Source organism: Streptomyces sp. DSM 41931 (genome assembly GCF_050271085.1).
GTDB lineage: Bacteria > Actinomycetota > Actinomycetes > Streptomycetales > Streptomycetaceae > Streptomyces > Streptomyces albogriseolus.
Genome location: NZ_CP189902.1, coordinates 3,949,868 through 3,971,103 on the forward strand (window position 1 = coordinate 3,949,868; position 21,236 = coordinate 3,971,103).

Sequence of the window (21,236 nt, forward strand, 5' to 3'; positions counted from 1 at the left end):
GGACGGACGGGCCGGGGACACGACGACGACGGCGGGGCCGCCGGGGGAGGGGCGGGCGCGGCTGATGGCGGAGCTGGCGGTGGTGGCCCGGCGGTACATGGCGTCGTACGCGCTGTTCAACCAGGCGCTCGCCGACCGGCTGGGCCTGCATCCGACCGACCTGCAGTGCCTGAACCTGCTCACCCTGGAGTCCGGTCCGGTGACGACCGGGCGGATCGCGGAGCTGACGGGGCTGACCACCGGGTCGGCGACGCGGCTGGTGGACCGGCTGGAGCGGGCCGGGTACGTGGTGCGGGCGCGGGACGCGGGCGACCGGCGGCTGGTGCTGGTCGCGCCGGTGCCGGAGCGCGTCGCCGAGGTGGCGCGGGTGTGGGAGCGGGTCGGGAGCGGCTGGTTCGCGCTCTTCGACGACCTGGACGACGGTGAGCTGGCGCTGTTCGTCGAGCACATGCGGCGCACCACGGAGTACGGCGCCGAGCAGGCGGCCCGGCTGCGGGCGGGGGAGCCGGCTCCGGAGGGCGCGCGGGCTCGGGAGGCCGTGTCCGGGCAGGCGGAATAGGACGGGGCGCGGCGCCGTTCCAGGGGTATAGTTGAACCGTCAACAACCTGGAAGGTGAGCGGCCATGCAGTTCGGGATCTTCAGCGTCGGGGACGTCACCCCCGACCCGACCACGGGGCGCACGCCGACCGAGCGCGAGCGGATCAAGGCCATGGTCGCCATCGCGCTGAAGGCCGAGGAGGTGGGCCTGGACGTGTTCGCGACCGGCGAGCACCACAACCCGCCGTTCGTGCCGTCCTCGCCGACCACCATGCTCGGCTACATCGCGGCCCGCACCGAGCGGCTGCTGCTGTCCACCTCCACCACGCTGATCACCACCAACGACCCGGTGAAGATCGCCGAGGACTACGCGATGCTCCAGCATCTGGCCGACGGCCGGGTGGACCTGATGATGGGCCGCGGCAACACCGGCCCGGTCTACCCCTGGTTCGGCCAGGACATCCGGCAGGGCATCAACCTCGCCGTCGAGAACTACGCGCTGCTGCACCGGCTGTGGCGCGAGGACGTCGTCGACTGGGAGGGGCGCTTCCGCACCCCGCTGCAGGGCTTCACCTCCACGCCCCGCCCGCTCGACGGCGTGCCGCCGTTCGTCTGGCACGGATCCATCCGCTCGCCGGAGATCGCCGAACAGGCCGCCTACTACGGCGACGGCTTCTTCCACAACAACATCTTCTGGCCGGCCGACCACACGAAGCGGATGGTCGAGCTGTACCGGTCCCGGTACGCCCACTACGGGCACGGCACCCCCGAGCAGGCGATCGTCGGCCTCGGCGGGCAGGTGTTCATGCGGAAGAACTCGCAGGACGCGGTGCGGGAGTTCCGGCCGTACTTCGACGTCGCGCCGGTGTACGGGCACGGGCCCTCGCTGGAGGAGTTCACCGCGCAGACCCCGCTGACCGTGGGCTCCCCGCAGCAGGTCATCGAGAAGACGCTGTCCTTCCGCGACTACGCCGGCGACTACCAGCGCCAGCTGTTCCTGATGGACCACGCCGGGCTGCCGCTGAAGACGGTGCTGGAGCAGCTCGACCTGCTCGGCGAGGAGGTCGTGCCGGTGCTGCGGAAGGAGTTCGCCAGGAACCGCCCGGCGGACGTGCCGGAGGCGCCCACGCACGCCTCGCTGCTGGGCGCCGCGCGGAAGGGCGCCACGGCCCAGGAGGGGGCGCGGACATGAGGATCGTCGTCGTGTCGGCCGGGCTGAGCGTGCCGTCGTCCACGCGGCTGCTGGGCGACCGGCTCGCCTCGGCCGCGGCCGCCTCGGCCGGTGCGGATCCGGCCGGCGTCCGGGTGGTCGAGCTGCGGGACCTCGCCGTGCAGATCGCGCACACCTTCACCAACGGCTTCCCCGGGCCGGCGCTGTCGGAGGCGTTCGACGCGGTGAGCGGGGCGGACGGGCTGATCGTGGTCACCCCGGTGTTCTCCGCGTCGTACAGCGGGCTGTTCAAGTCCTTTTTCGACGCGCTGAGCTCCACCGACCCGGAGGCCCTGACCGGCACGCCGGTGCTGATCGCGGCGACGGGCGGCAGCGCCCGTCACTCCCTGGTCCTGGACCACGCGCTCCGTCCCCTCTTCTCCTACCTCCGCGCGGTCGTCGTCCCGACGGGCGTCTACGCGGCGTCGGAGGACTGGGGCGCGGAGGGGCTGAACGCCCGCATCGGGCGGGCGGCGGGCGAACTGGCCGCCTTGGCGGCGGGCGCGGGAGCCGACCCGGCACTCCGGCAGGCCCCCACCTCGGTCCGCGGCCCGGGCCCGGACGGCCGCCCGTCGCCGGGGCCGACGGCCGTACCCGTGCCCGGTGGCCCGGGCCCCTCGCAGGGTGGCCCCGCGGGCGGCGGGCCGGGTCGGGACGGTCACCCGTCGCCGGGGGTTGCGGCCGTGCCCGGTGGCCGGGGTTCCGCGGAGGGTGGCCTCGCGGGCAGTGGGCTGGGTCGGGACGGTCGCCTGTCGCCGGGGGTTGCGGCCGTGGCCGGTGGCCGGGGTTCCGCGGAGGGTGGCCTCGCGGGCAGTGGGCCGGGTCGGGACGGTCGCCTGTCGCCGGGGGCCGTGCCCGGTGGCCCGGGCCCCTCGCAGGGCGGCCCCGTGGGCCGTGGGCCGAACGCGCCGAGCGGCGGCGAACCGTCACCCGCGACGGGAACCTCCGCCGACGGGGCGGAGCCCCGGATGGCGGCGTCCGGCGCTCAGGGGACAGCCCCGCGGGATGGGGCCGCGCCCGGTGGCCGTGCGTCCTCGCCGGGCAGCCCTGCGGGCAGCGGTACGGCCGCGCCGAACGGGCAGCCGTCACCGGGGCCCGGGGCCGCGCCCGGCCGGGGGACGGCCCCGCAGCCCGGCGCCGCGGACCGGCGGGCGGCGCCCGTGGGTGCCCCGCTGCCCAAGAAGGACACGTTCGAGAACGTGACCCCCTTCGCGGAACGGCTCGCCGCGCTGCGCCCCGGCGGGTGAGACGGCGGTAAGAAGCGGAGGCCCGGACGGCCGCCGGGGCCGCCCGGCCCCGGCGGCTTGGCACACTGGGCGGGTGCCGCACACCGTTCTGCTCGCCGAAGACGACCGCGCCATCCGCAACGCGCTGGAGCGCGCGCTGACCCTGGAGGGCTACCACGTCACGGCCGTCGCCGACGGCGTCGAGGCCCTCGCGCAGGCGCACCGCAGCCGGCCCGACGTGCTGGTGCTCGACGTGATGATGCCCGGCATCGACGGACTCCAGGTGTGCCGGGTGCTGCGCGCCGAGGGCGACCGCACCCCGGTGCTGATACTGACCGCGCTGGTGGAGACCGCCGACCGCATCGCCGGGCTCGACGCGGGCGCCGACGACTACGTCGTCAAGCCGTTCGACGTCGAGGAGGTCTTCGCCCGGCTGCGCGCCCTCCTGCGCCGGGCGGCCCCCGCGCCCACGGAGGCCGTGCCCACGGAGCCCGAGCCCGCCGCGGCCCCGGAGCCCGGGGCGCCCGCGCCGTCCGGGCGCTGTCTGGAGGCGGCCGGACTGCGCATGGACCCGCAGGCCCGCCGGGCCTGGCGCGGCGACCGCGAACTGGAGCTGACCCGCACCGAGTTCGAGCTGCTGGAACTGCTCATCCGCAACGCCGGCGTGGTCCTGGAGCACGCCACCATCTACGACCGTATCTGGGGCTACGACTTCGGCCCCGGCTCCAAGAACCTCGCCGTCTACGTCGGCTATCTGCGCCGCAAGCTCGACGAGCCCGGCGCCCCGCAGCTCATCCACACGGTGCGCGGGGTGGGTTACGTCCTGCGGGAGGGCTGAGTGGCCGTCGGCGGCGGTGCGGACGGGCCGTCGGTCCAGCGGCGGCGGATGCGGCTGCTGTCGCTGGGCACGACCTTCGCGGTGGCGTTCGCGGCGGTGACCGCCACCGTGACGCTGCTGGTCGGCTTCCTGTCGTACAACGCGGCCGCGCGGCTGCTGCGGGTGGACCAGCAGTCCGTGTTCGACGAGGTGGTGCGGGACCTGCGGGACGAGGTCCGGGCGAACCGGATGTCGCCGCACGACTTCTCCTCCGCCGCGCCCGGCCACGACCTGGTGCGCCCGGCCCGCACGGACGTGCAGGTGCTCGGGCCGGACGGCGGGATCGTCGACCCGGGCGATCCGGGGCTGCCGGTGGTGGACGACGACCGCCGGGTCGCGGGCGCCTCGACGGCCGGGCGCGTGGTCGTGCACGCGGGGGTGGACGTCGGCGACGACGTCTACCGGGTCGCGACCGTCTCCCTGGGCGGCGGCAGGGGCGCGGTGCAGGTCGCGCAGGAGTTCAGCGACACGGAGGACCTGCTGCGGGCGCTGCAGCGGCGCACGTTCCTGCTCATGGCGGCCGTGGTGGTCGCCGCCGGGCTGTTCGGCTGGTGGCTGGCCCGGCGCATCACCCGCCGTCTGGTGGTGCTCACCAACACCGCCGAGGCCGTCGCCCGCACGCGCCGCCTCGGCATCCAGGTGCCGGTCGCCGGGTATGACGAGGTGGGACGGCTCGGCCGGGCCTTCGACCGGATGCTGGGGCGGCTCGCCCAGTCCGAGGAGGACCAGCGCCGGCTGGTCCAGGACGCGGGGCACGAGCTGCGCACCCCGCTCACCTCCCTGCGCACCAACATCTCGCTGCTGCGCCGCATCGACGAGCTCCCGCCCGACAGCCGCGAGGAGCTGGTCACCGACCTCGCCCAGGAGGCGCGGGAGCTGACCGACCTGGTCAACGAACTGGTCGACCTGGCGGCCGGGCAGTCCGACACGGAGCCGCCGCAGCGGATCGACCTCGCGGACGTCGCCGACGAGGTGGCGGGCCTCGCCCGGCGGCGCACCGGACGCGAGATCGTGGTCCACGCCAGCGGGGACACCACGACCCACGGGCGGCCCGGGATGCTCACCCGGGCGCTGTCCAACCTGGTGGAGAACGCGGTCAAGTTCGACCGGCAGGGCCGCGCGCCCGTGGAGATCCACGTGGCGGGTCCCGCCCGGCCCGGCACCGTTCGGGTGGAGGTCCGCGACCGGGGCCCGGGCATCGCCGACGACGACCTGACCCGCGTCTTCGACCGCTTCTACCGCGCCGCCGACGCCCGCTCCCTCCCCGGCTCGGGCCTGGGCCTCTCGATCGTCCGCGAGGTCGCCCTCGCCCACGGCGGCGCCCCCTACGCCTTCCACCGGGAGGGCGGCGGCACGGTCACGGGCTTCACGGTCGCGGGGGCGACGGAGGAACGGGGAGAGACGGGGGCGTAGCCCGCGCCCGTCCTGCGCAGGTATGCATGCGGGGGCGGTGTCGGGTCGCCCCCGGGGCGAGGGGAGGGACGGCATGCTGAGCGATGACGAGACCGCGGCGCTGGCCGCGGTGGACGCGGGGGCGACCGCGCGGACGCTGATGGAGCTGATCTCCGTGCCGAGTGTCACGGGGAGCGCCGCCGAGTCGGAGTTGCAGCATCAGCTCGCCGGGCGGCTGGAGTGGCTGGGGCTGGACGTCGACCTGTGGTCGATGGACCTGCCCGCGCTGCGCGCCGACCCGGACTTCCCCGGCACGGAGGCGCCGCGCGAGGAGGCGTGGGGGCTGGTCGGGACGACGCCCGACGGGGGCGACGGGCCGACGCTGATCCTCCAGGGCCATGTCGACGTCGTACCGCCGGGGGACGTGGCCGCGTGGGACGGGGACCCCTTCGTGCCGCGGGTCACGGGAGATCTGGTGCACGGGCGCGGGGCGTGCGACATGAAGGCCGGTCTCGCGGCGCACCTCGCCGCGCTCGCCGCGATACGCGCGGCCGGGATCCGGCTGCGCGGCCGGGTCGCCGCGCACTTCGTCGTCGGCGAGGAGGACGGCGGCCTCGGCGCGTTCGGCACGCTGCGGCGCGGTCACACCGGCGACGCCTGCGTCATCGCCGAGCCCACCGCCTCCACGCTGATCACCGCCAACGCGGGCGCGCTGACCTTCCGGATCGCCGTGCCGGGCAAGGCCGCGCACGGCAGCTCGCGGGAGCAGGGCGTGAGCGCGGTCGACGCCTACCTCCCGCTGCACCGGGCGCTGGCCGCGCTGGAGGAGGAGCGGAACCGGGACCCGGACCCGCTGCTCGCCGAGTACCCGATCCCGTACGGCCTGTCGGTGGGCACGCTGCGGGCCGGGGACTGGGCCAGCAGCGTGCCCGACCTGCTGGTCGCGGAGGGCAGGTTCGGCGTACGGCTCGGCGAGGACCTGGCGGACGCGCGCGCCGCGCTGGAGCGGTGCGTGGCCGAGGCGTGCGCCGCCGACCCCTGGCTGCGCGACCACCCGGCGACGGTGACCTGGCCGGGCGGGCAGTTCGCGAGCGGCATGCTGCCCGAGGGGCACCCCCTCGCGGACACGGTCGGCGCCGCGCACGCCGACGCGACGGGCGGGCCGGCGCCCCGGCGGCGCGGGGCGACGTACGGCAGCGATCTGCGGCACTACACGGGCGCCGGGATACCGGCCCTGCAGTACGGGCCGGGCGACATCGCGGTGGCGCACAGCGCGAGGGAGCACGTGAGCGTGCGGGAGGTGGTGGAGACGGCACGGGCCCTGGTGCTGACGGTGCTGCGGACGGTCGGCACGAAGTGAGCGGGCGGGCTGCCCGCCGGGCCGCGCCGTGACAGACTCGACCCGTGATCATCGAACGTGCGTACGCCCATGTGGGTGCGTACGACGTGGGGGAGTGGCCCTGGTCGGTCCCTTGCGTCCGCGCGCTCCTCGACGGCGGTCTGCGGTTCACCGCCCCGGTGACCTTCGTCGTCGGTGAGAACGGCTCCGGCAAGTCGACCCTGGTCGAGGCGCTCGCCGAGGGCTTCGGCCTGGACCCGTGGGGCGGCTCGCACGAGTGGCGGTACGCGAGCCACCGCACCAAGTCGGTGCTGGGCGAGCACATCCGCTTCGACGCCGCGCCCCGCGGCCGCCGCATGCTCGCCTCCTGGTCCGCCCGCCAGGGCTTCTTCCTGCGCGCCGAGACCGCCCTGGACGCGCTGGGCCGGGAGGGCCTCGCACCGGACGAGCGCAGTCACGGCGAGGGCTTCCTCGCGGCGTTCCGCGACAAGTTCCTGCGCCCCGGCCTGTACGTCATGGACGAGCCCGAGGCCGCCCTGTCCTTCTCCTCGTGCCTGGAGCTGCTCGGCCACATCGACCGGCTGGCGCGGGCCGGCGCGCAGGTGGTGTGCGCCACCCACTCCCCGCTGCTGACCGCCCTGCCCGGCGCGGACGTCGTCGAGGTCGGCGACCACGGCATCCGGCGCACCGCCTGGCAGGACCTCGCCCTGGTCGACCACTGGCGCCGCTACCTCGCCGACCCGACGGCGTACCTGCGGCACGTACTGGAGTGACGTCCCGCCCCCCGGGGACGTGCGTCACTCGTCCGGCTTCCGCTCCGGCGCCTCGCAGACGAAACCGTCCGGGTCGGTGAAGGGGCCGACCGGGCTCACGAGGGCGATGCGGTGCGAGCCGCTGCCCTCGACGGGCACGCCCGCGACCTTCGCCAGCGCCTTGCGCTTGTACAGCGACAGCTTCACGCTGCCGGGGTCGCCCGCGAACTCGACGTACTTGCCGCCGAAGCTCTTGCCGGCGGTGAGGCCGCGCCCGACGTAGAACTGCTTGGTCGCCTTCACGTCCTCGACGCCGAGCAGCAGCACGATCTCGTCGATCGTCCGGGTGACCGGGCCGGTGTTCTTCTTCGACGAGGTCACCAGCTGCCAGACCGTGCCGTCGGGCGCCTGGACGACACCGCCGTAGCCCCACAGGGACTTCTCGGCGGGCTTCAGCAGGGTGGCGCCCGCGTCGAGGGCGGCGCGGTGCAGCGCGTCGACGTCGCCGGGCTGGGACATGACCAGCGACAGGGTGAAGCCGCGGAAGCCGCCGGTGGGCTCGTCGGACACGCGCAGGCGCACCCGCTCCCGGTCCAGGCCGAAGGCGTCGGAGTAGAAGCGCGCGGCGGCCGTGGGGTCGGCCACCTCCAGGGTGACGGAGTCGATGGAGTTCATGCGGTCGACGGTAGGGCCGCCCCGGCCGCCGGCGCTTCTCGGAAACTGACCGGTTGCCGGGGCGGCCCCGCGCCTCCCGGTCAGCTGCCGGTGAGCTCGCCGCTGAGCGTCTTGTGGATCCGGGCGCTGGGCTCGTTCAGGCCGACGATCTCGACGGTCTTGCCGCGCCGGGCGTACTTCGTCCCGATGGCGTCGAGGGCGGCGACCGAGGAGGCGTCCCAGATGTGGGCGGCGGACAGGTCGATGACGACCTTGTCGGGGTCGGTGGCGTACGAGAACCGGCCGACCAGGTCGTTGGAGGAGGCGAAGAACAGCTCGCCGGTGACCCGGTAGACCACCGTGCCGCCGTCCGGATCGGTGACCGCGGTGACCTCGGCCAGCCGGGCGACGCGCCGCGCGAACACCACCATCGCGGCGATCGAGCCGACGACGACGCCGACGGCCAGGTTGTGGGTGGCGATCACGCAGACGACGGTGACCAGCATGACGACGGTCTCCCCGGCCGGCATCCGCCGCAGCGTCCGCGGGGCGACCGAGTGCCAGTCGAACGTGGCCGCCGACACCATCACCATGACCGCGACCAGCGCCGCCATCGGGATGTCGGACACCACCGGCCCGAACACGATGCACAGCACCATCAGGAACGCGCCCGCGAGGAACGTCGACAGCCGGGTCCGCGCCCCGGACACCCGCACGTTGATCATCGTCTGGCCGATCATCGCGCAGCCGCCCATGCCGCCGAAGAAGCCGGTGACGATGTTGGCGACGCCCTGCCCGACGGACTCGCGGGTCTTCGAGGAGCGGGTGTCGGTGATGTCGTCGACCAGCTTGGCCGTCATCAGCGACTCCATCAGCCCGACCAGCGCCATGGCGAACGCGTACGGCGCGACGGTCGTGAGCGTGTCCAGGGTGAACGGCACGTCCGGCAGCCCCGGCACGGGCAGCGACGACGGCAGGTCGCCCTTGTCGCCCACGGTCGGCACGGCGATCCCGGCCGCGACGGTGATCACGGTGAGGATCACGATGGACACCAGCGGCGCCGGCACCACGGTGGTGAGCCTCGGGAAGAACACCATCATCGCCAGCCCCGCCGCGATCAGCGGATACACCGGCCACGGCACGTCCGTCATCTCCGGCACCTGCGCCATGAAGATCAGGATGGCCAGGGAGTTCACGAAGCCGACCATCACGCTGCGCGGCACGAACCGCATCAGCTTCGCCACCCCGAGCGCGCCCAGCACGATCTGGAACACACCGGCGAGGATCACGGCGGCGACCAGATACCCGAAGCCGTGCTCGCGGTTGAGCGGGGCGATGACGAGGGCGACGGCGCCGGTCGCCGCCGAGATCATGGCGGGCCGGCCGCCGACGACCGCGATCGTCACGGCCATGGTGAAGGAGGCGAACAGACCGACCGCCGGGTCGACCCCGGCGATGATCGAGAAGGAGATCGCCTCGGGAATCAGCGCCAGCGCCACCACCAGCCCGCCGAGCACCTCGGTGCGCAGCACCTTCGGGTCGGACAGCCAGGACGGACGCCGGGAGCCGCGCAGCCAGGCGGACGGGGACAGGGCGGAGGACATGGACAAGAGAGGGAGGACCTGTCGTTGCTCGGGCGCGCCCGGGGACGGGGCGGGGCACGCGGGAGGGGCGTGGGACGACCCCGTGCGCGGGGAGGTCGGGGCCGGGATCAGCGGGCGTGGGGCCCGTGGGCCACGGAGATGCGGCGCGGAGGGACTCCGGACACCGCCCGGGGGCGAAGGGTCACGGCGGGAAGACAGCGGCGCCGGGCATCACGGACATGCGCTCGCTCTCTCCTGCGGACTGCGGTCTTCGCCGGGGGCTTCGTCGGCCCCGACACGGCTGACCGGCCCACTCTACCCCTCGCCCGCGCCCGGCCGGCCGCCGTACGCGGGCGTGGCCGCGCGCACCGGCTGCCCGGTCGGCACGGTCCGCTCCCGCGTCGTCCGCGCCCGCGCCGGCCGGCGGGCCGGGGCGGGGCGGGGTCAGTGGTGGGCGTGGACCACCGCGTGGCCCTTGCCCCGGCCGATCATCCACTTGTTGACCGGGGTGGTGACCAGGAAGGCGACGGCGAAGCCGCCGAGCAGGGCGTACCAGAACAGGCCCTCGGACAGCTCGGCGTCCATCGCCCCCGGGGTCAGCGCGATGATGGCGTTGTCGACCAGCTCCATCACCGCGATGGAGACGGTGTCGGCGGCCAGCGCGATCTTCACGGCGGCCCTCGGCGACACCCCGGCGCGCACCACGGCGAAGAGGGTGAAGGAGTAGCCGAAGACGAAGGCCAGGCCGATGGCCAGGGCCATCGTCGGGACGTTGCCCCACATCAGGGACGTGCCGATGGCCATACCGAGGATCTCGCCGACGGCACAGCCGAGCAGGCAGTGGAGCGTCGCCCGTATCGCCATCGACCAGGTCGCGCCGGGCGCAGCGCCGTGCGGTGCGCCGTGTCCGGCGCCGGTGTGGTGGTGCATGGCGTGGTCCATGGACCTCATCCCCCTTCGCAGTGTCACGGGGACCGTGTCGTCCCCACGCACACCCGGAACGGTATACCCCCCTGGGGTATTCCGCCAGGGGGTGATGACGCGGTGTTCATCGGGTCAGCAGGTCCCGGATCGCCGCCGTCACCTCCTCGGGCGCCTCCTCGGCCATGAAGTGCCCGGCCTTGGTCAGCCGGTGGTCCAGGTCCGGCGCCCAGGCCCGCCACACCGCCGCGGCGTCGTAGCCCAGCTGGGCGCCCCAGTCCTGCTGGAGGACCGTCACCGGCATGGTGAGCCGGGTGCCCGCGTCCAGGTCGGCCCGGTCGTGCTCGATGTCGACGCCCGCCGAGGCCCGGTAGTCGGCGACGATCGACGGCACCGCCGCGCGGCTCGCCCGCAGGTACGCCGCCCGCACCTCCGGCGGCAGCGCGTCCGGTCCGCCGGACCAGGCGTCGAGGAACGACCCGAAGAAGGCGTCCGCGCTGCCCGCGATCATCGTCTCCGGCAGGCCGGGCGGCTGTGCCATGAGATACAGGTGGAAGGCGACCGCCGCGGAGACGCCGTGCAGGACGTCCCACATGTCGAGCGTCGGCACGACGTCGAGGATGCCGAGGTGCGTGACGGTCTCCGGGTGGTCGAGCCCGGCCCGGAAGGCGACGAGGGCTCCCCGGTCGTGCCCGACGAGGGCGAAGCGGTCGTGGCCGAGCGCGGCGGCCAGCGCAACGACGTCGGCCGCCATGGTGCGCTTGGCGTACACGGCGGGGCTGTCGGCGGCCGGTTTGCCGCTGTCGCCGTAGCCGCGCAGGTCGGGGCAGATCACGGTGTGCTCGGCGGCGAGCCGCTCGGCGACGTGCCGCCACATCAGGTGGGTCTGCGGGAAACCGTGCAGCAGCACGACGGGGCTGCCGTGCCCGCCGACGGCGCCGGCCAGCTCGACGCCGTCCGCACCGGGCAGGCGGAAGTGGCCGAAGCCGGGGATGGTGGGTGTCATAGCGGTGCGTCCATCTCTCCAGGTGGTGATGCGGGGACCGGAGCAGCGTGGGGCATCGCGATGAGCAGCGGATCAGTACGCCGGGAGTGAGGGCGCCCTCAGGAGAGGAGGGCGCGCGCCCCTTCGTCCCCGCCCACCCCCAGGATGGGAACCATGCGCATCGACGTGCTCGGCGCCGTCCGGGCCTCCAGGGACGACGGCACCCCCGTCCCCCTCGGCGGCCCCCGGCACCGTGAGGTCCTCGGCCGTCTCGTCGCCGCCGAGGGGCGGATGGTCACCACCGAGACGCTCGTCGACGACCTGTGGGCCGAGCAGCCGCCGGCCCGTGCCGTCGGCGCCCTGCGCACGTTCGTCGCCGCGCTGCGCCGTGCCCTCGAACCCGGCCGGCCGCCCCGCACCCCGCCGCGCGTCCTGGTCACCGAGGGCCCCGGCTACGCCCTGCGCCTGCCGCGCGAGGACGTCGACGCGCACCGCTTCCAGGACGCCCTCGCCCGCGCCCGGCGCACCCCCGGCGAGGTGGCCGCGCTCGGTGAGGCGCTCGCGGCCTGGCGCGGTCCCGCCTACGCCGACGTGACCGGCTCCGCGTGGGCGGAGCGCGAGCGGGCCCGGCTCGAGGAGCTGCGCGCGGAGGCGGTCGAACTGCGCGCCCGCACCCTCCTCGACCGGGGCGAGGGCGCCGGCCTCGTCACCGACCTGCGCGACCACGTCGCCGCACACCCGTGGCGCGAACCCGCCTGGACGCTCCTCGCCCGCGCCCTGCACCACGCGGGCCGCCGCGCCGACGCGCTGGACACCCTGCGCCGCGCCCGCGCGACCCTCGCCGACCAGCTCGGACTCGACCCGGGCGCCGACCTGCTGCGCCTGGAGACGGACATCCTCAACGGGACCACCCCGTCCGCCGCCCCGGCCACCACCTGGACCGGTCCCGGCGTCCCGCTCGGCCCGCGCACCACCCTGGACCTGGCCCGCACCCTCGCCCTGGCGGGCGGCGACGCGCTGGTCCGCTCCCGCAGCGACCGTCTCGCCGCGATCACGGCGGCGGAACGCACCGGCGATCTCGCCCTCACCGCCCGGATCATCGGCGCCTACGACGTGCCCGCCCTGTGGAGCCGGGCCGACGACCCCGCGCAGTCCCGGGCGGTCGTCGAGGCCGCCGTCCGCACGCTCGCCGCGCTCGGGCCCGAGGCCCCCGCCGACCTGACCGCCCGCCTGCTGGCCACCGTCGCGGTCGAGAGCCGCAGCGCCGGCCTGACCCCGCCGGAGCGGGACCGCGCCCGGGACGCGGCCCGGCGGGCTCAGGCGCTGGCCCAGGACCTGGGCGACCCCGCCCTGCTGGCGTTCGCCCTCAACGGGGTGTTCCTCCAGTCCTTCACCCGCCCCGGGCTCGCGGCGGAACGCGACCGCACCGGCGCCGAGATCCTCGACCTGGCCACCGCGCACGGCCTGCCCGCCTTCGCCGTGCTCGGCCGGCTCGTCCGCCTCCAGTCCGCCTCCGCCCTCGGCGACCTGGACACCGCGTCCACGCACGCGGAAGCCGCCGAACGGCTCGCCGCCGCCACCGAGGCGCCCCTCGTCCCCGTCCTCACGGCGTGGTTCCGGGCCCGGGTCGCGGCGGCCCGCAGCACCGAGCCCGGCGGACCGTCCCCCGCCACGGTCGCCGCGCACTACCGCACCGCCGACGAGGCCCTCCGTACGGCGGGCATGCCGGGACTGCACCGCGGCCTGCTCCCGCTCGCCCTGCTGGGCCTGCGCCTGCTGCACGGCCGGCCCGCGCCCGCCGATCCCCGCCTCGACTGGGGCCCGTACCGCCCCTGGACCGAACCCCTCCTCCTGCTCGACCAGGGCCGCGACGCCCAGGCCCGGACCGCCCTCGCCGCGGCCCCCGCACCACCGCCCGACCACCTGCAGGAGGCCCTGTGGTGCCTGACCGCCCGCGCCGCCGTCCGCCTGGGCGACCACGACACCGCCGCACGCGCCGCGACCGCCCTCCGCGACGCCCGCACGGAACACGCGGGCGCCGCCGCCGGCATGCTGACCCTGGGCCCGGTGGCGACGTACCTGGAGGAGGCGGAGGCGTACGCGGACAGGTGAGAGGCGCGCCGTTGCATGCGGCGAACCCGGCCGCCAGGATGTCTCCGTGTCCGCATCGCCTTCGGCCTTCGACCGTGCCTACGAGGAACTCCGCGCCCGCTGGCCCGAGTTCACGGAGGAGCGGGACGTGGCCACCCCGTACGGGCCGACCCGGGTGCATGTGCACGGCCCGGCGGACGGCATCCCTCTCGTGCTGCTGCCGGGCGGCTCCGCGACCGGCCTGGTCTGGTTCGCCAACGCCCCGGCGCTCGGCCGGCGGTTCCGGGTGCACGCGGTGGACCTGCTGGGCGACGCCGGCCGCACCGAACGCCGGGGTACCCCGCTGAAGGGCGCCGACGACCTCACGGCCTGGCTGGACGCGGTGCTCGACGGACTCAAGCTGACCCGCACGCACCTGTGCGGCCACTCCTACGGCGCCTGGCTGGCCGCCCGGTACGCCCTCCACGCGCCGCGGCGGATCGACCGGCTCGCCTTGCTGGACCCCACCCAGGTGTTCGCCGGGTTCCGCCCCGGGTACCTCCTCCGCGCGCTGCCCTCCGTACTCCGCCCGAACGAGGCCCGCGCCCGCTCCTTCCTGTCCTGGGAGACGGCGGGCCGCCCGCTCGACGAGACCTGGCAGCGCCTCTACGCCCTGGCCACCACCGTGCCCGGCCGCAAGCTGGTCGTCGGCGGCCGCCCCCGGACCGCCGGACTCCGCATGCCGGTCCTGGTCCTGCTCGCCGAGCACAGCCGTACGCACGACGCCGCCAAGGTCGCCGACAAGGCCCGCCGGGTGCTGCCGCAGGCCGAGGTGACGGTGCTCCCCGGAGCCACCCACCACTCGCTCCCCGTCGCCGAGCCGGAGAAGCTGAACGACCACCTGATCCGTTTCCTCGGCTGACCGTCACCCCGCGTACGTATGCTGCCCCGCATGGGGGCCACGACCGACGACCCGACCGAAGGCATCGACCACCCGTGGGACGCCACCCGCGCCTGGGTGGAGAAGACCCTGTCAGCCGGGGAACGCATCGAGCGGGTGGACCGGCTGCGCGGCGGCTGGACGTCGGAGATGCGCCGCCTGGACGTCACCGGGCCGGACGGCCCCCGCTCCCTCGTCCTGCGCTCCTTCGTCAAGCCGTTCTTCGTACGGCACGCCGAGGGCCTGCTCACCCGCGAGGCGGACATCCTGCGCCTGCTCGCCGCCACGGACGTCCCGGCGGCCACGCTCGTCGCGGTGGACGCCACCGCCCGGCACTGCGACCACCCGTCCCTGCTGATGACCCGCCTCCCGGGAGCCGTCCGCCCGCACGACCAGGGCGCGGAGACCCGGGCCGACGAGCTGGCCCGCCTCCTCGTCCGCATCCACCGCCTGCCCGTGCCCGCGCGTCGACGCCCCCGCCCCTACCAGGCGTGGGCCTCCCCGGACCGTGTGACACCGCCCCCGGCCAGCCGTCGCCCCGGGCTGTGGCGCCGGGCCGCCGACGCCATCCGCCGCGAACCCCCGCCCCACCAGGGCTGCTTCCTGCACCGGGACTTCCACCCCGGCAACGTCCTCTTCACCGGCCCCGACGACGCCCCGCGGGGCAGCGGCGTCGTCGACTGGGTGGAGACCTCCTGGGGACCGGCCGACCTGGACGTGGCGCACTGCTCGACCGCCCTCGCCCTGCTGCACGGCGCCCCCGCCGGGATGGACTTCGCCGACCGCTACACCGCCGCCGGCGGCACCCTCGCTCCGGACGCCCCCGCCCACCTCTACTGGCGCCTCCTGGACACCCTGGGCTACGGCGACGCGGAGAAGGTCGCGGTCCCCTGGCGCGCCCTCGGCCGCACCGACCTGACCCCGGAGGTCCTCACCCGCCGCCTGGAGGACTACCTCGACGCCCTGTTCACCCGGTACGGCTGAACCACTCGTCGACCCGAGCCCACTCCGCCGATCGGTCGACCCCCAGGGTGGGCCGGGTTCCGTTCCGCGGGGCGGCTGGGACCATGCGCGCATGGCAATCCGGACGAAAACCGCCGACAGTCCCGCAAAGGCGCGGACCGTTCTGCTGACACTCGCGGCCGGTCAGTTCCTCATGGCACTCGACAGCTCGGTCATGAACGTCTCCATCGCGACGGTGGCCGACGACCTGAGCACGACGGTGACGGGTGTCCAGGGCGCCATCACGGCCTACACCCTCGTGATGGCGATGTTCATGATCCCCGGCGGCAAGGTGGGGACGCTGATCGGCCGCAAGCGCGCGTTCACGATCGGCTGCGTCATCTACGGCTGCGGGTCCTTCACCACGGCGCTCGCACCGAACCTGACGGTGCTGCTGATCGGCTGGTCGTTCCTGGAGGGGATCGGGGCGGCGCTCATCATGCCCGCGATCGTGGCGCTCGTGGCCGGCAACTTCGCCACCGAACGCCGTCCCGCCGCCTACGGTCTCGTCGCGGCCGCGGGAGCCGTGGCGATCGCCGTCGGCCCGCTCGTCGGCGGTGTCGCGACGACGTACTTCTCATGGCGGTGGGTCTTCGCCGGAGAGGTCCTGGTGGTGCTCGGCATCCTGGTGCTCGCCCGCCGGGTCGCCGACGCACCGGCCGGCGAACGCGCCCGTATCGATCTCGTCGGCGCCGCGCTGTCCGCGCTCGGGCTCGGGCTCTTCGTCTACGGCGTGCTCCGCTCCGACGAATGGGGCTGGTTCCAGCCGAAGCCCGGCGCGCCCTCGTGGCTCGGGGTCTCGCTGGTGGTGTGGCTGATGCTGGCCGGAATCCTGCTGATCTGGCTCTTCCTCCACTGGGAGGCACGCATGGTGGAGCGGCGCAGGGAGGCGCTCGTCGATCCGGCCCTGCTGGAGAACAGACGGCTCACCGGCGGACTGACGATGTTCTTCTTCCAGTACCTCGTCCAGATGGGCGTGTTCTTCGTCGTACCGCTCTATCTGTCGGTCGCCGTGGGCCTGTCCGCGCTCAAGACGGGCGCTCGCCTCCTGCCGCTCTCCGTGACCCTGCTGGCGGCCGCCGTCCTGATCCCCAAGTTCCTGCCGAAGGTGTCGCCCCGGCGGGTGGTGCGTCTCGGGATCGCGGCGTTGTTCGTCGGGGCGGTGGTCCTGATGGCCGCGCTCGACGTGGGCGCGGGTGCGGAGATCGTCACCATTCCCCTGCTGCTGATCGGGCTGGGCATGGGCGCGTTGGCGTCCCAGCTCGGGTCGGTCACCGTGTCCGCGGTGCCGGAATCGGAGAGCGCGGAGGTCGGCGGCGTCCAGAACGCCGTCACCAACCTGGGCGCGTCGATCGGTACGGCGCTCGCCGGGTCGATCCTGATCGCCGCGATGACGACGTCCTTCCTCACCAGCGTGGAGCAGAATCCGGACATCCCGGCCGAGGTCAAGAGGCAGGCGACGGTCGAACTCGAGAGCGGCGTACCGTTCCTGTCCGACGCCGACCTCGAGTCCGCGCTCGACGAGGCGGGCACCAGCGAGAAGGTGGCTCAGGCGGCACTCGACGCGAACGAAGACGCCAGGATCGACGGTCTGCGCGCCGCGGTGGCCATCCTCGCCCTCGCCGCGCTGCTCGCGATGTTCTTCACCTCCCGGATCCCGAAGACGCAGCCCGCGTCGGCGAAGCCGTAGCAGCGGGACCGGACAAGGCCGGTGGCTCATGACACCGTGCCGTGCCCCGGACCGGCATCACCCGCAACGGGTGGTTCGCCGGACGGCCCGCCCCCGGGGCGGACGGAGTGGTCCTCGATGCTGGCAAACGATGCGTGGACGCCTGTGCGACCTTCCACGCGTGCCTGCCCAGATCGGCATGCTTCTCGGCCCGCTCCTCGGCCAGTCGGCGGCCTTGCGCTGCTGGCCGCCGACTTCCGGCCCGTCTTCGCCATCGCCATGACCGGCTCCCACGTCCGGATCATCCAGGCGCACCCTTCCGTATGCGGACCCGGTCCTGAGGTCCGGGAGTGAGGTCAGGGGACACGGTCGCGGGGCCACGCGCCAAAGTCCGTAGTGCGCGGAAGTCTCCCTTCGCTTCGTGGGTCGCGAGGTCTGGTCCGTGTCCGCCCCTCTCTGGCGCGGCCCACTACTCGGTGATACTTTATAGTGGTACTCGGTAGCACGTAGTACCGATGGGGTTGAGGTGGGCTGGCGATGGACGACCTGACGGAAATGCTGAAGGGCACGCTCGAAGGATGCGTGCTCGAAATCATCGGCAGCGAGGAAACCTACGGGTACGCAATCACCCGCCGGCTGAACGAACTCGGCTTCACCGACGTCGTCGAGGGGACCGTGTACACCATCCTGCTGCGGCTGGAGAGGAACGGACTCGTCCAGGTGGCGAAGCGACGGTCCGAGGCCGGTCCACCGCGCAAGTTCTACTCGCTCAACGATGCCGGACGCGAGGAACTCGCGAAGTTCTGGGCGAAATGGCAGTACGTCTCATCACGGATCGACATGCTCAAGGAGGGCGGGAGATGAACTTCTGGGAGAAGGTCACAGGCAGCGATCTCACCCGGGATTGGAAGGCGTTCGACGTCCGGGCCGAGGCCCTGCCGGAGGACTACCGGGCGGCTTGGGAGCAGATCAAGGCGCACCTCTTCCCTCACGGAGACCTCACAGGTCGCAACCTGACGCCGATCTTCGACGCCGCCCTGGGGCTGCTCGAGGAAACCGCGGCGGACGGGCTGAGTGTCCAGGAGGCGCTCGGCGACGACATCGAGGGCTTCTGTGCGGCGCTGGCCGGTGGGAGAGGGGCTCGCACCTACCGCGACCGGTGGCGCGAGCAGTTGAACAGGAACGTCGCAAGGAAACTGAGCCGGTTGGAGGGCTGACGTGAGCATCCGCGACATCATCGAGGGCAAGAAGCAGTGGCGCGCGCACATGGCTCGGGTCAAGGCGCTCCCGCCGGACTACCAGATCGTCTACAAGGAGATGCAGAGGTACCTGTTCAAGGTCGGGCCGACCGACCTGACCGACGGGCCCCTGCTCCCCGGAATCGTTGAATTCTTCGAGGAGGGTGCCGCCGAGGGCAAGGGGGTCCTGGAGCTCATCGGCGAGGATGTCGCCGCGTTCTGCGACGATCTGATCAAGGACTCACGCACCTACGCGGACGTCTATCAGGAGTCCCTCGGCGGAAAGCCTGGCACGCCCGAGAAGTAGGACCCGTCGATCCCGACACCGGGTTGGCCCCGCTCTCCTTCATCACCACTGCGTTCGTAGGGAAGTCCCGCATGCCTGTATCTGTCATGTCCACATCCAGTGGCGGCGGTCGCTCGTCGCCGCCCGCCATCTCCGCCGTCGGCCTGCGCAAGGCGTACGGCGACAAGACCGTCCTCGATGGCATCGACCTGCACATCCCGGAAGGGTCCGTGTTCGCGCTGCTCGGTCCGAACGGAGCCGGCAAGACCACCGCCGTCAAGATCCTCTCCACACTCATCGGTGCCGACGACGGGCAGGCCCAGGTCGCGGGCCACGACGTCGCCACAGCCCCGGACGGGGTGCGGGCCGCGATCGGCGTCACCGGGCAGTTCTCCGCCGTGGACGGGTTGATCACCGGTGAGGAGAACATGCGCCTCATGGCCGACCTGAACCACCTCTCCAGAAGCAGGGGCAAGCAGGTCGCCGCCGAACTGCTCAAGCGCTTCGACCTCGTCGACGCCGCCGGCAAGCCGGTGCAGAGTTACTCCGGCGGCATGAAGCGGCGCCTGGACATCGCCATGACCCTGATCGGCGGCCCGCGGATCATCTTCCTCGACGAGCCCACCACCGGCCTCGACCCGCGCTCCCGCCACAACATGTGGCAGATCATCCGCGAACTGGTCTCCGACGGCGTGACCGTCTTCCTCACCACGCAGTACCTGGAGGAGGCCGACGAACTCGCCGATCGAATCGCCGTGCTCAACGACGGCCGGATCGTCGCCGAGGGCACCGCCGAGGATCTCAAGCGGATGGTCCCCGGCGGGCACATCCGCTTGCGTTTCACCGACCCGTCCGCCTACCGCAGCGCCGCCACCGCGCTGCGCGAGGTGCAGCGGGACGACGAGGCGCTGGCATTGCAGATACCCAGTGGCGGCAGCCAGCGAGAACTGCGCTCCGTCCTCGACCGGCTGGACGCCGCCGGCATCGAGGCGGACGAGCTGACCGTGCACACCCCCGACCTCGACGACGTCTTCTTCGCCCTCACCGGCAGCCACGTCGCCGACCCGGCCAAGGAGGCCGTCCGATGAGCACCCTGACCCTGGCCGTGCGCGACTCGTCCACGATGCTGCGGCGCAATCTGCTGCACGCCCGGCGCTACCCGTCCGCGACGCTGAACCTGCTGCTGACGCCCGTCATGATGCTGATGCTCTTCGTCTACATCTTCGGCGACGCGATGAGCGTCGGCATCGGCGGCAGCGGCGCGGACCGCTCCGACTACGTCGCCTACATCGTCCCGGGCATCCTGCTGATGACAGTCGGGAGCACCACGATCGGCGCCGCGGTGCACATGGCCATGGATATGACCGAGGGCATCATCGCCCGCTTCCGTACGATGTCGATCCACCGCAGCTCGGTGCTCGTCGGGCACGTCGTCGGCAGCGTGCTGCAGTCCGTCATGAGCGTGGTGCTCGTCGGGGCCGTCGGCGTGGCCGTCGGCTTCCGCTCCACCGACGCAGGCGCCCTGGAGTGGCTGGCGGCGTTCGGGCTGGTCACGCTGTTCTCCCTGGCGCTGACCTGGATCGCGGTCGGTATGGGCCTGTCCAGCCCGAACGCCGAGGCGGCCAGCAACAGCGCCATGCCGCTGATCCTCCTGCCGCTGATCTCCAGCGCGTTCATCCCCGCCGGGACGATGCCGGACTGGATCCAGCCGATCGCCGAGTACCAGCCCTTCACCCCGGCCATCGAGACCCTGCGCGGCCTGCTGCTCGGCAGCAAGATCGGCCACAACGGCTGGCTGGCCGTCGCCTGGTGCGTGGGCCTCACCGTCCTCGGCTACCTCTGGTCCAGGGCACTGTTCAACCGCGACCCGAAGTGACCAACCAGCCCCGCCCGGTCAACGCCGTTTCTCAGGCTGACGAGAGTGAGCCTGGCGGCGACGCCGCCCAGGCCGGGCCATGGCCGAGGCGGAAAGGTCCGGGGACCCTGTCGTCCTCGCCGCCGGCGTCCGTGTTCACGCTCACGTGCTCGTACGGGAGAAGCACACAGCCCAAGCCGTGCACCTGGTGCGCAATACCGTCGACCAACTCAGCGGCTCCTACGACCAACGCTCGCCCCGATACCTGGCAGCGGTCGGCCTGCTGCTGCTCCGGGGAGCAACCGCCGCCAGCAGAAACGGCGACCGCGAAACCGCCTGGCGGTCACCGGGGAGCCACGCCCGAGCCGGCCTGCGGATGCGATCGCGGTCGCCCCGGCCACCTTCAACACGGTCAACAAGTGGGCCGCCGGGATCTCGGACAATCTCGCGCTGGGCATCCTGTGCGAGGCGCCCGCCATGGGTGTACCGGTCGCCGTGCTGCCGTACCTGAACTCCGCCCAGGCCGCCCACCCTGCATACCGACGGAGTCTGGACCTGCTGCGCGAGATGGGTGTCCTGATCGGCTCCTACGAGCCTCACCGGCCGAAGGCGGGCGGCGGGGCCGACCGCTACCGCTGGGAGGAAGTGCTGGAGCTGCTTGACCCGAGGCTGTCCGCGCGGTCGTGATCAGCGCCTATG

Annotated in this window: 19 protein-coding genes and 3 pseudogenes; 18 read left to right on the forward strand and 4 right to left on the reverse strand. The window is 73.6% G+C overall.

All coding sequences use genetic code 11. The features are described from left to right. The first annotated feature begins 64 nt into the window (after positions 1-64). The 7 genes and pseudogenes from ACP7TJ_RS18405 (at position 65) to ACP7TJ_RS18435 (ending at position 7,355) form a co-directional block, all read left to right on the forward strand. On the forward strand, positions 65-559 hold the full coding sequence (locus ACP7TJ_RS18405) for a MarR family winged helix-turn-helix transcriptional regulator (RefSeq protein ID WP_189911854.1): 495 nt from the start codon (positions 65-67) through the stop codon (positions 557-559). A 64-nt stretch (positions 560-623) separates the two neighbouring features. Beyond that, positions 624-1,730, forward strand: a complete 1,107-nt coding sequence (locus ACP7TJ_RS18410; protein WP_167745119.1) for an LLM class flavin-dependent oxidoreductase — start codon at positions 624-626, stop codon at positions 1,728-1,730. Beyond that, positions 1,727-2,344, forward strand: a pseudogene (locus tag ACP7TJ_RS18415) (CE1759 family FMN reductase); the annotation flags it as partial. The gene ACP7TJ_RS18410 and the pseudogene ACP7TJ_RS18415, both read left to right, overlap by 4 nt. A gap of 724 nt (positions 2,345-3,068) precedes the next feature. Continuing rightward, entirely contained in the window at positions 3,069-3,812 is a 744-nt protein-coding gene (locus ACP7TJ_RS18420) for a response regulator transcription factor (RefSeq protein WP_367559924.1), read from the forward strand. A gap of 48 nt (positions 3,813-3,860) precedes the next feature. After that, positions 3,861-5,264, forward strand: coding sequence for a HAMP domain-containing sensor histidine kinase (locus tag ACP7TJ_RS18425; protein ID WP_093765486.1), 1,404 nt, complete (start codon positions 3,861-3,863; stop codon positions 5,262-5,264). A 73-nt stretch (positions 5,265-5,337) separates the two neighbouring features. Further along, positions 5,338-6,603: an ArgE/DapE family deacylase gene (locus tag ACP7TJ_RS18430; protein WP_427763943.1), complete on the forward strand. Its 1,266-nt coding sequence runs from the start codon at positions 5,338-5,340 to the stop codon at positions 6,601-6,603. A 44-nt stretch (positions 6,604-6,647) separates the two neighbouring features. Then, a complete protein-coding gene (locus ACP7TJ_RS18435) occupies positions 6,648-7,355 on the forward strand; it encodes an AAA family ATPase (RefSeq protein ID WP_266399595.1) in 708 nt (235 codons plus the stop codon). A 24-nt stretch (positions 7,356-7,379) separates the two neighbouring features. Here the strand turns inward: ACP7TJ_RS18435 and ACP7TJ_RS18440 are convergent, their stop codons facing one another. The 4 genes from ACP7TJ_RS18440 to ACP7TJ_RS18455 form a co-directional block, all read right to left on the reverse strand. Beyond that, positions 7,380-8,009: a VOC family protein gene (locus ACP7TJ_RS18440; RefSeq protein ID WP_427763946.1), complete on the reverse strand. Its 630-nt coding sequence runs from the start codon at positions 8,007-8,009 to the stop codon at positions 7,380-7,382. Positions 8,010-8,089: 80 nt separating this feature from the next. Continuing rightward, positions 8,090-9,592 (reverse strand): SulP family inorganic anion transporter, encoded by a 1,503-nt coding sequence (locus ACP7TJ_RS18445; protein WP_427763949.1) that lies wholly within the window; start codon positions 9,590-9,592, stop codon positions 8,090-8,092. A gap of 423 nt (positions 9,593-10,015) precedes the next feature. Continuing rightward, positions 10,016-10,513 carry a DUF4396 domain-containing protein gene (locus ACP7TJ_RS18450; RefSeq protein WP_093765333.1) on the reverse strand — a complete coding sequence of 166 codons (498 nt, stop codon included), beginning with the start codon at positions 10,511-10,513 and terminating at the stop codon, positions 10,016-10,018. Positions 10,514-10,619: 106 nt separating this feature from the next. Then, positions 10,620-11,498 carry an alpha/beta fold hydrolase gene (locus ACP7TJ_RS18455; protein WP_387750550.1) on the reverse strand — a complete coding sequence of 293 codons (879 nt, stop codon included), beginning with the start codon at positions 11,496-11,498 and terminating at the stop codon, positions 10,620-10,622. Between the two features lie 153 nt (positions 11,499-11,651). Between ACP7TJ_RS18455 and ACP7TJ_RS18460 the strand changes: the two genes are divergently transcribed. The 11 genes and pseudogenes from ACP7TJ_RS18460 to ACP7TJ_RS18510 form a co-directional block, all read left to right on the forward strand. Continuing rightward, entirely contained in the window at positions 11,652-13,589 is a 1,938-nt protein-coding gene (locus tag ACP7TJ_RS18460; protein WP_427763954.1) for an AfsR/SARP family transcriptional regulator, read from the forward strand. A gap of 46 nt (positions 13,590-13,635) precedes the next feature. Continuing rightward, positions 13,636-14,469, forward strand: coding sequence for an alpha/beta fold hydrolase (locus tag ACP7TJ_RS18465; RefSeq protein WP_427763957.1), 834 nt, complete (start codon positions 13,636-13,638; stop codon positions 14,467-14,469). Positions 14,470-14,487: 18 nt separating this feature from the next. Continuing rightward, a complete protein-coding gene (locus ACP7TJ_RS18470) occupies positions 14,488-15,471 on the forward strand; it encodes a phosphotransferase family protein (RefSeq protein WP_427763960.1) in 984 nt (327 codons plus the stop codon). A 91-nt stretch (positions 15,472-15,562) separates the two neighbouring features. After that, a complete protein-coding gene (locus ACP7TJ_RS18475; RefSeq protein ID WP_367496497.1) occupies positions 15,563-17,179 on the forward strand; it encodes an MFS transporter in 1,617 nt (538 codons plus the stop codon). A 516-nt stretch (positions 17,180-17,695) separates the two neighbouring features. Further along, entirely contained in the window at positions 17,696-18,022 is a 327-nt protein-coding gene (locus ACP7TJ_RS18480; RefSeq protein ID WP_266399623.1) for a PadR family transcriptional regulator, read from the forward strand. Next, positions 18,019-18,375, forward strand: coding sequence for a DUF1048 domain-containing protein (locus ACP7TJ_RS18485; protein ID WP_266548155.1), 357 nt, complete (start codon positions 18,019-18,021; stop codon positions 18,373-18,375). The genes ACP7TJ_RS18480 and ACP7TJ_RS18485 overlap by 4 nt, the downstream gene beginning before the upstream one ends. Before the next feature lies 1 nt (position 18,376). Continuing rightward, a complete protein-coding gene (locus tag ACP7TJ_RS18490; RefSeq protein ID WP_167745107.1) occupies positions 18,377-18,703 on the forward strand; it encodes a DUF1048 domain-containing protein in 327 nt (108 codons plus the stop codon). Between the two features lie 86 nt (positions 18,704-18,789). Continuing rightward, positions 18,790-19,770: an ATP-binding cassette domain-containing protein gene (locus tag ACP7TJ_RS18495; protein ID WP_427763966.1), complete on the forward strand. Its 981-nt coding sequence runs from the start codon at positions 18,790-18,792 to the stop codon at positions 19,768-19,770. After that, positions 19,767-20,558, forward strand: a complete 792-nt coding sequence (locus ACP7TJ_RS18500; RefSeq protein ID WP_370164082.1) for an ABC transporter permease — start codon at positions 19,767-19,769, stop codon at positions 20,556-20,558. The genes ACP7TJ_RS18495 and ACP7TJ_RS18500 overlap by 4 nt, the downstream gene beginning before the upstream one ends. A 70-nt stretch (positions 20,559-20,628) precedes the next feature. Then, a pseudogene (locus ACP7TJ_RS18505) lies at positions 20,629-20,871 on the forward strand (helix-turn-helix domain-containing protein); the annotation flags it as partial. Beyond that, positions 20,869-21,224 (forward strand): annotated as a pseudogene (locus tag ACP7TJ_RS18510) (flavoprotein); the annotation flags it as partial. The pseudogenes ACP7TJ_RS18505 and ACP7TJ_RS18510, both read left to right, overlap by 3 nt. Positions 21,225-21,236 lie beyond the last annotated feature (12 nt).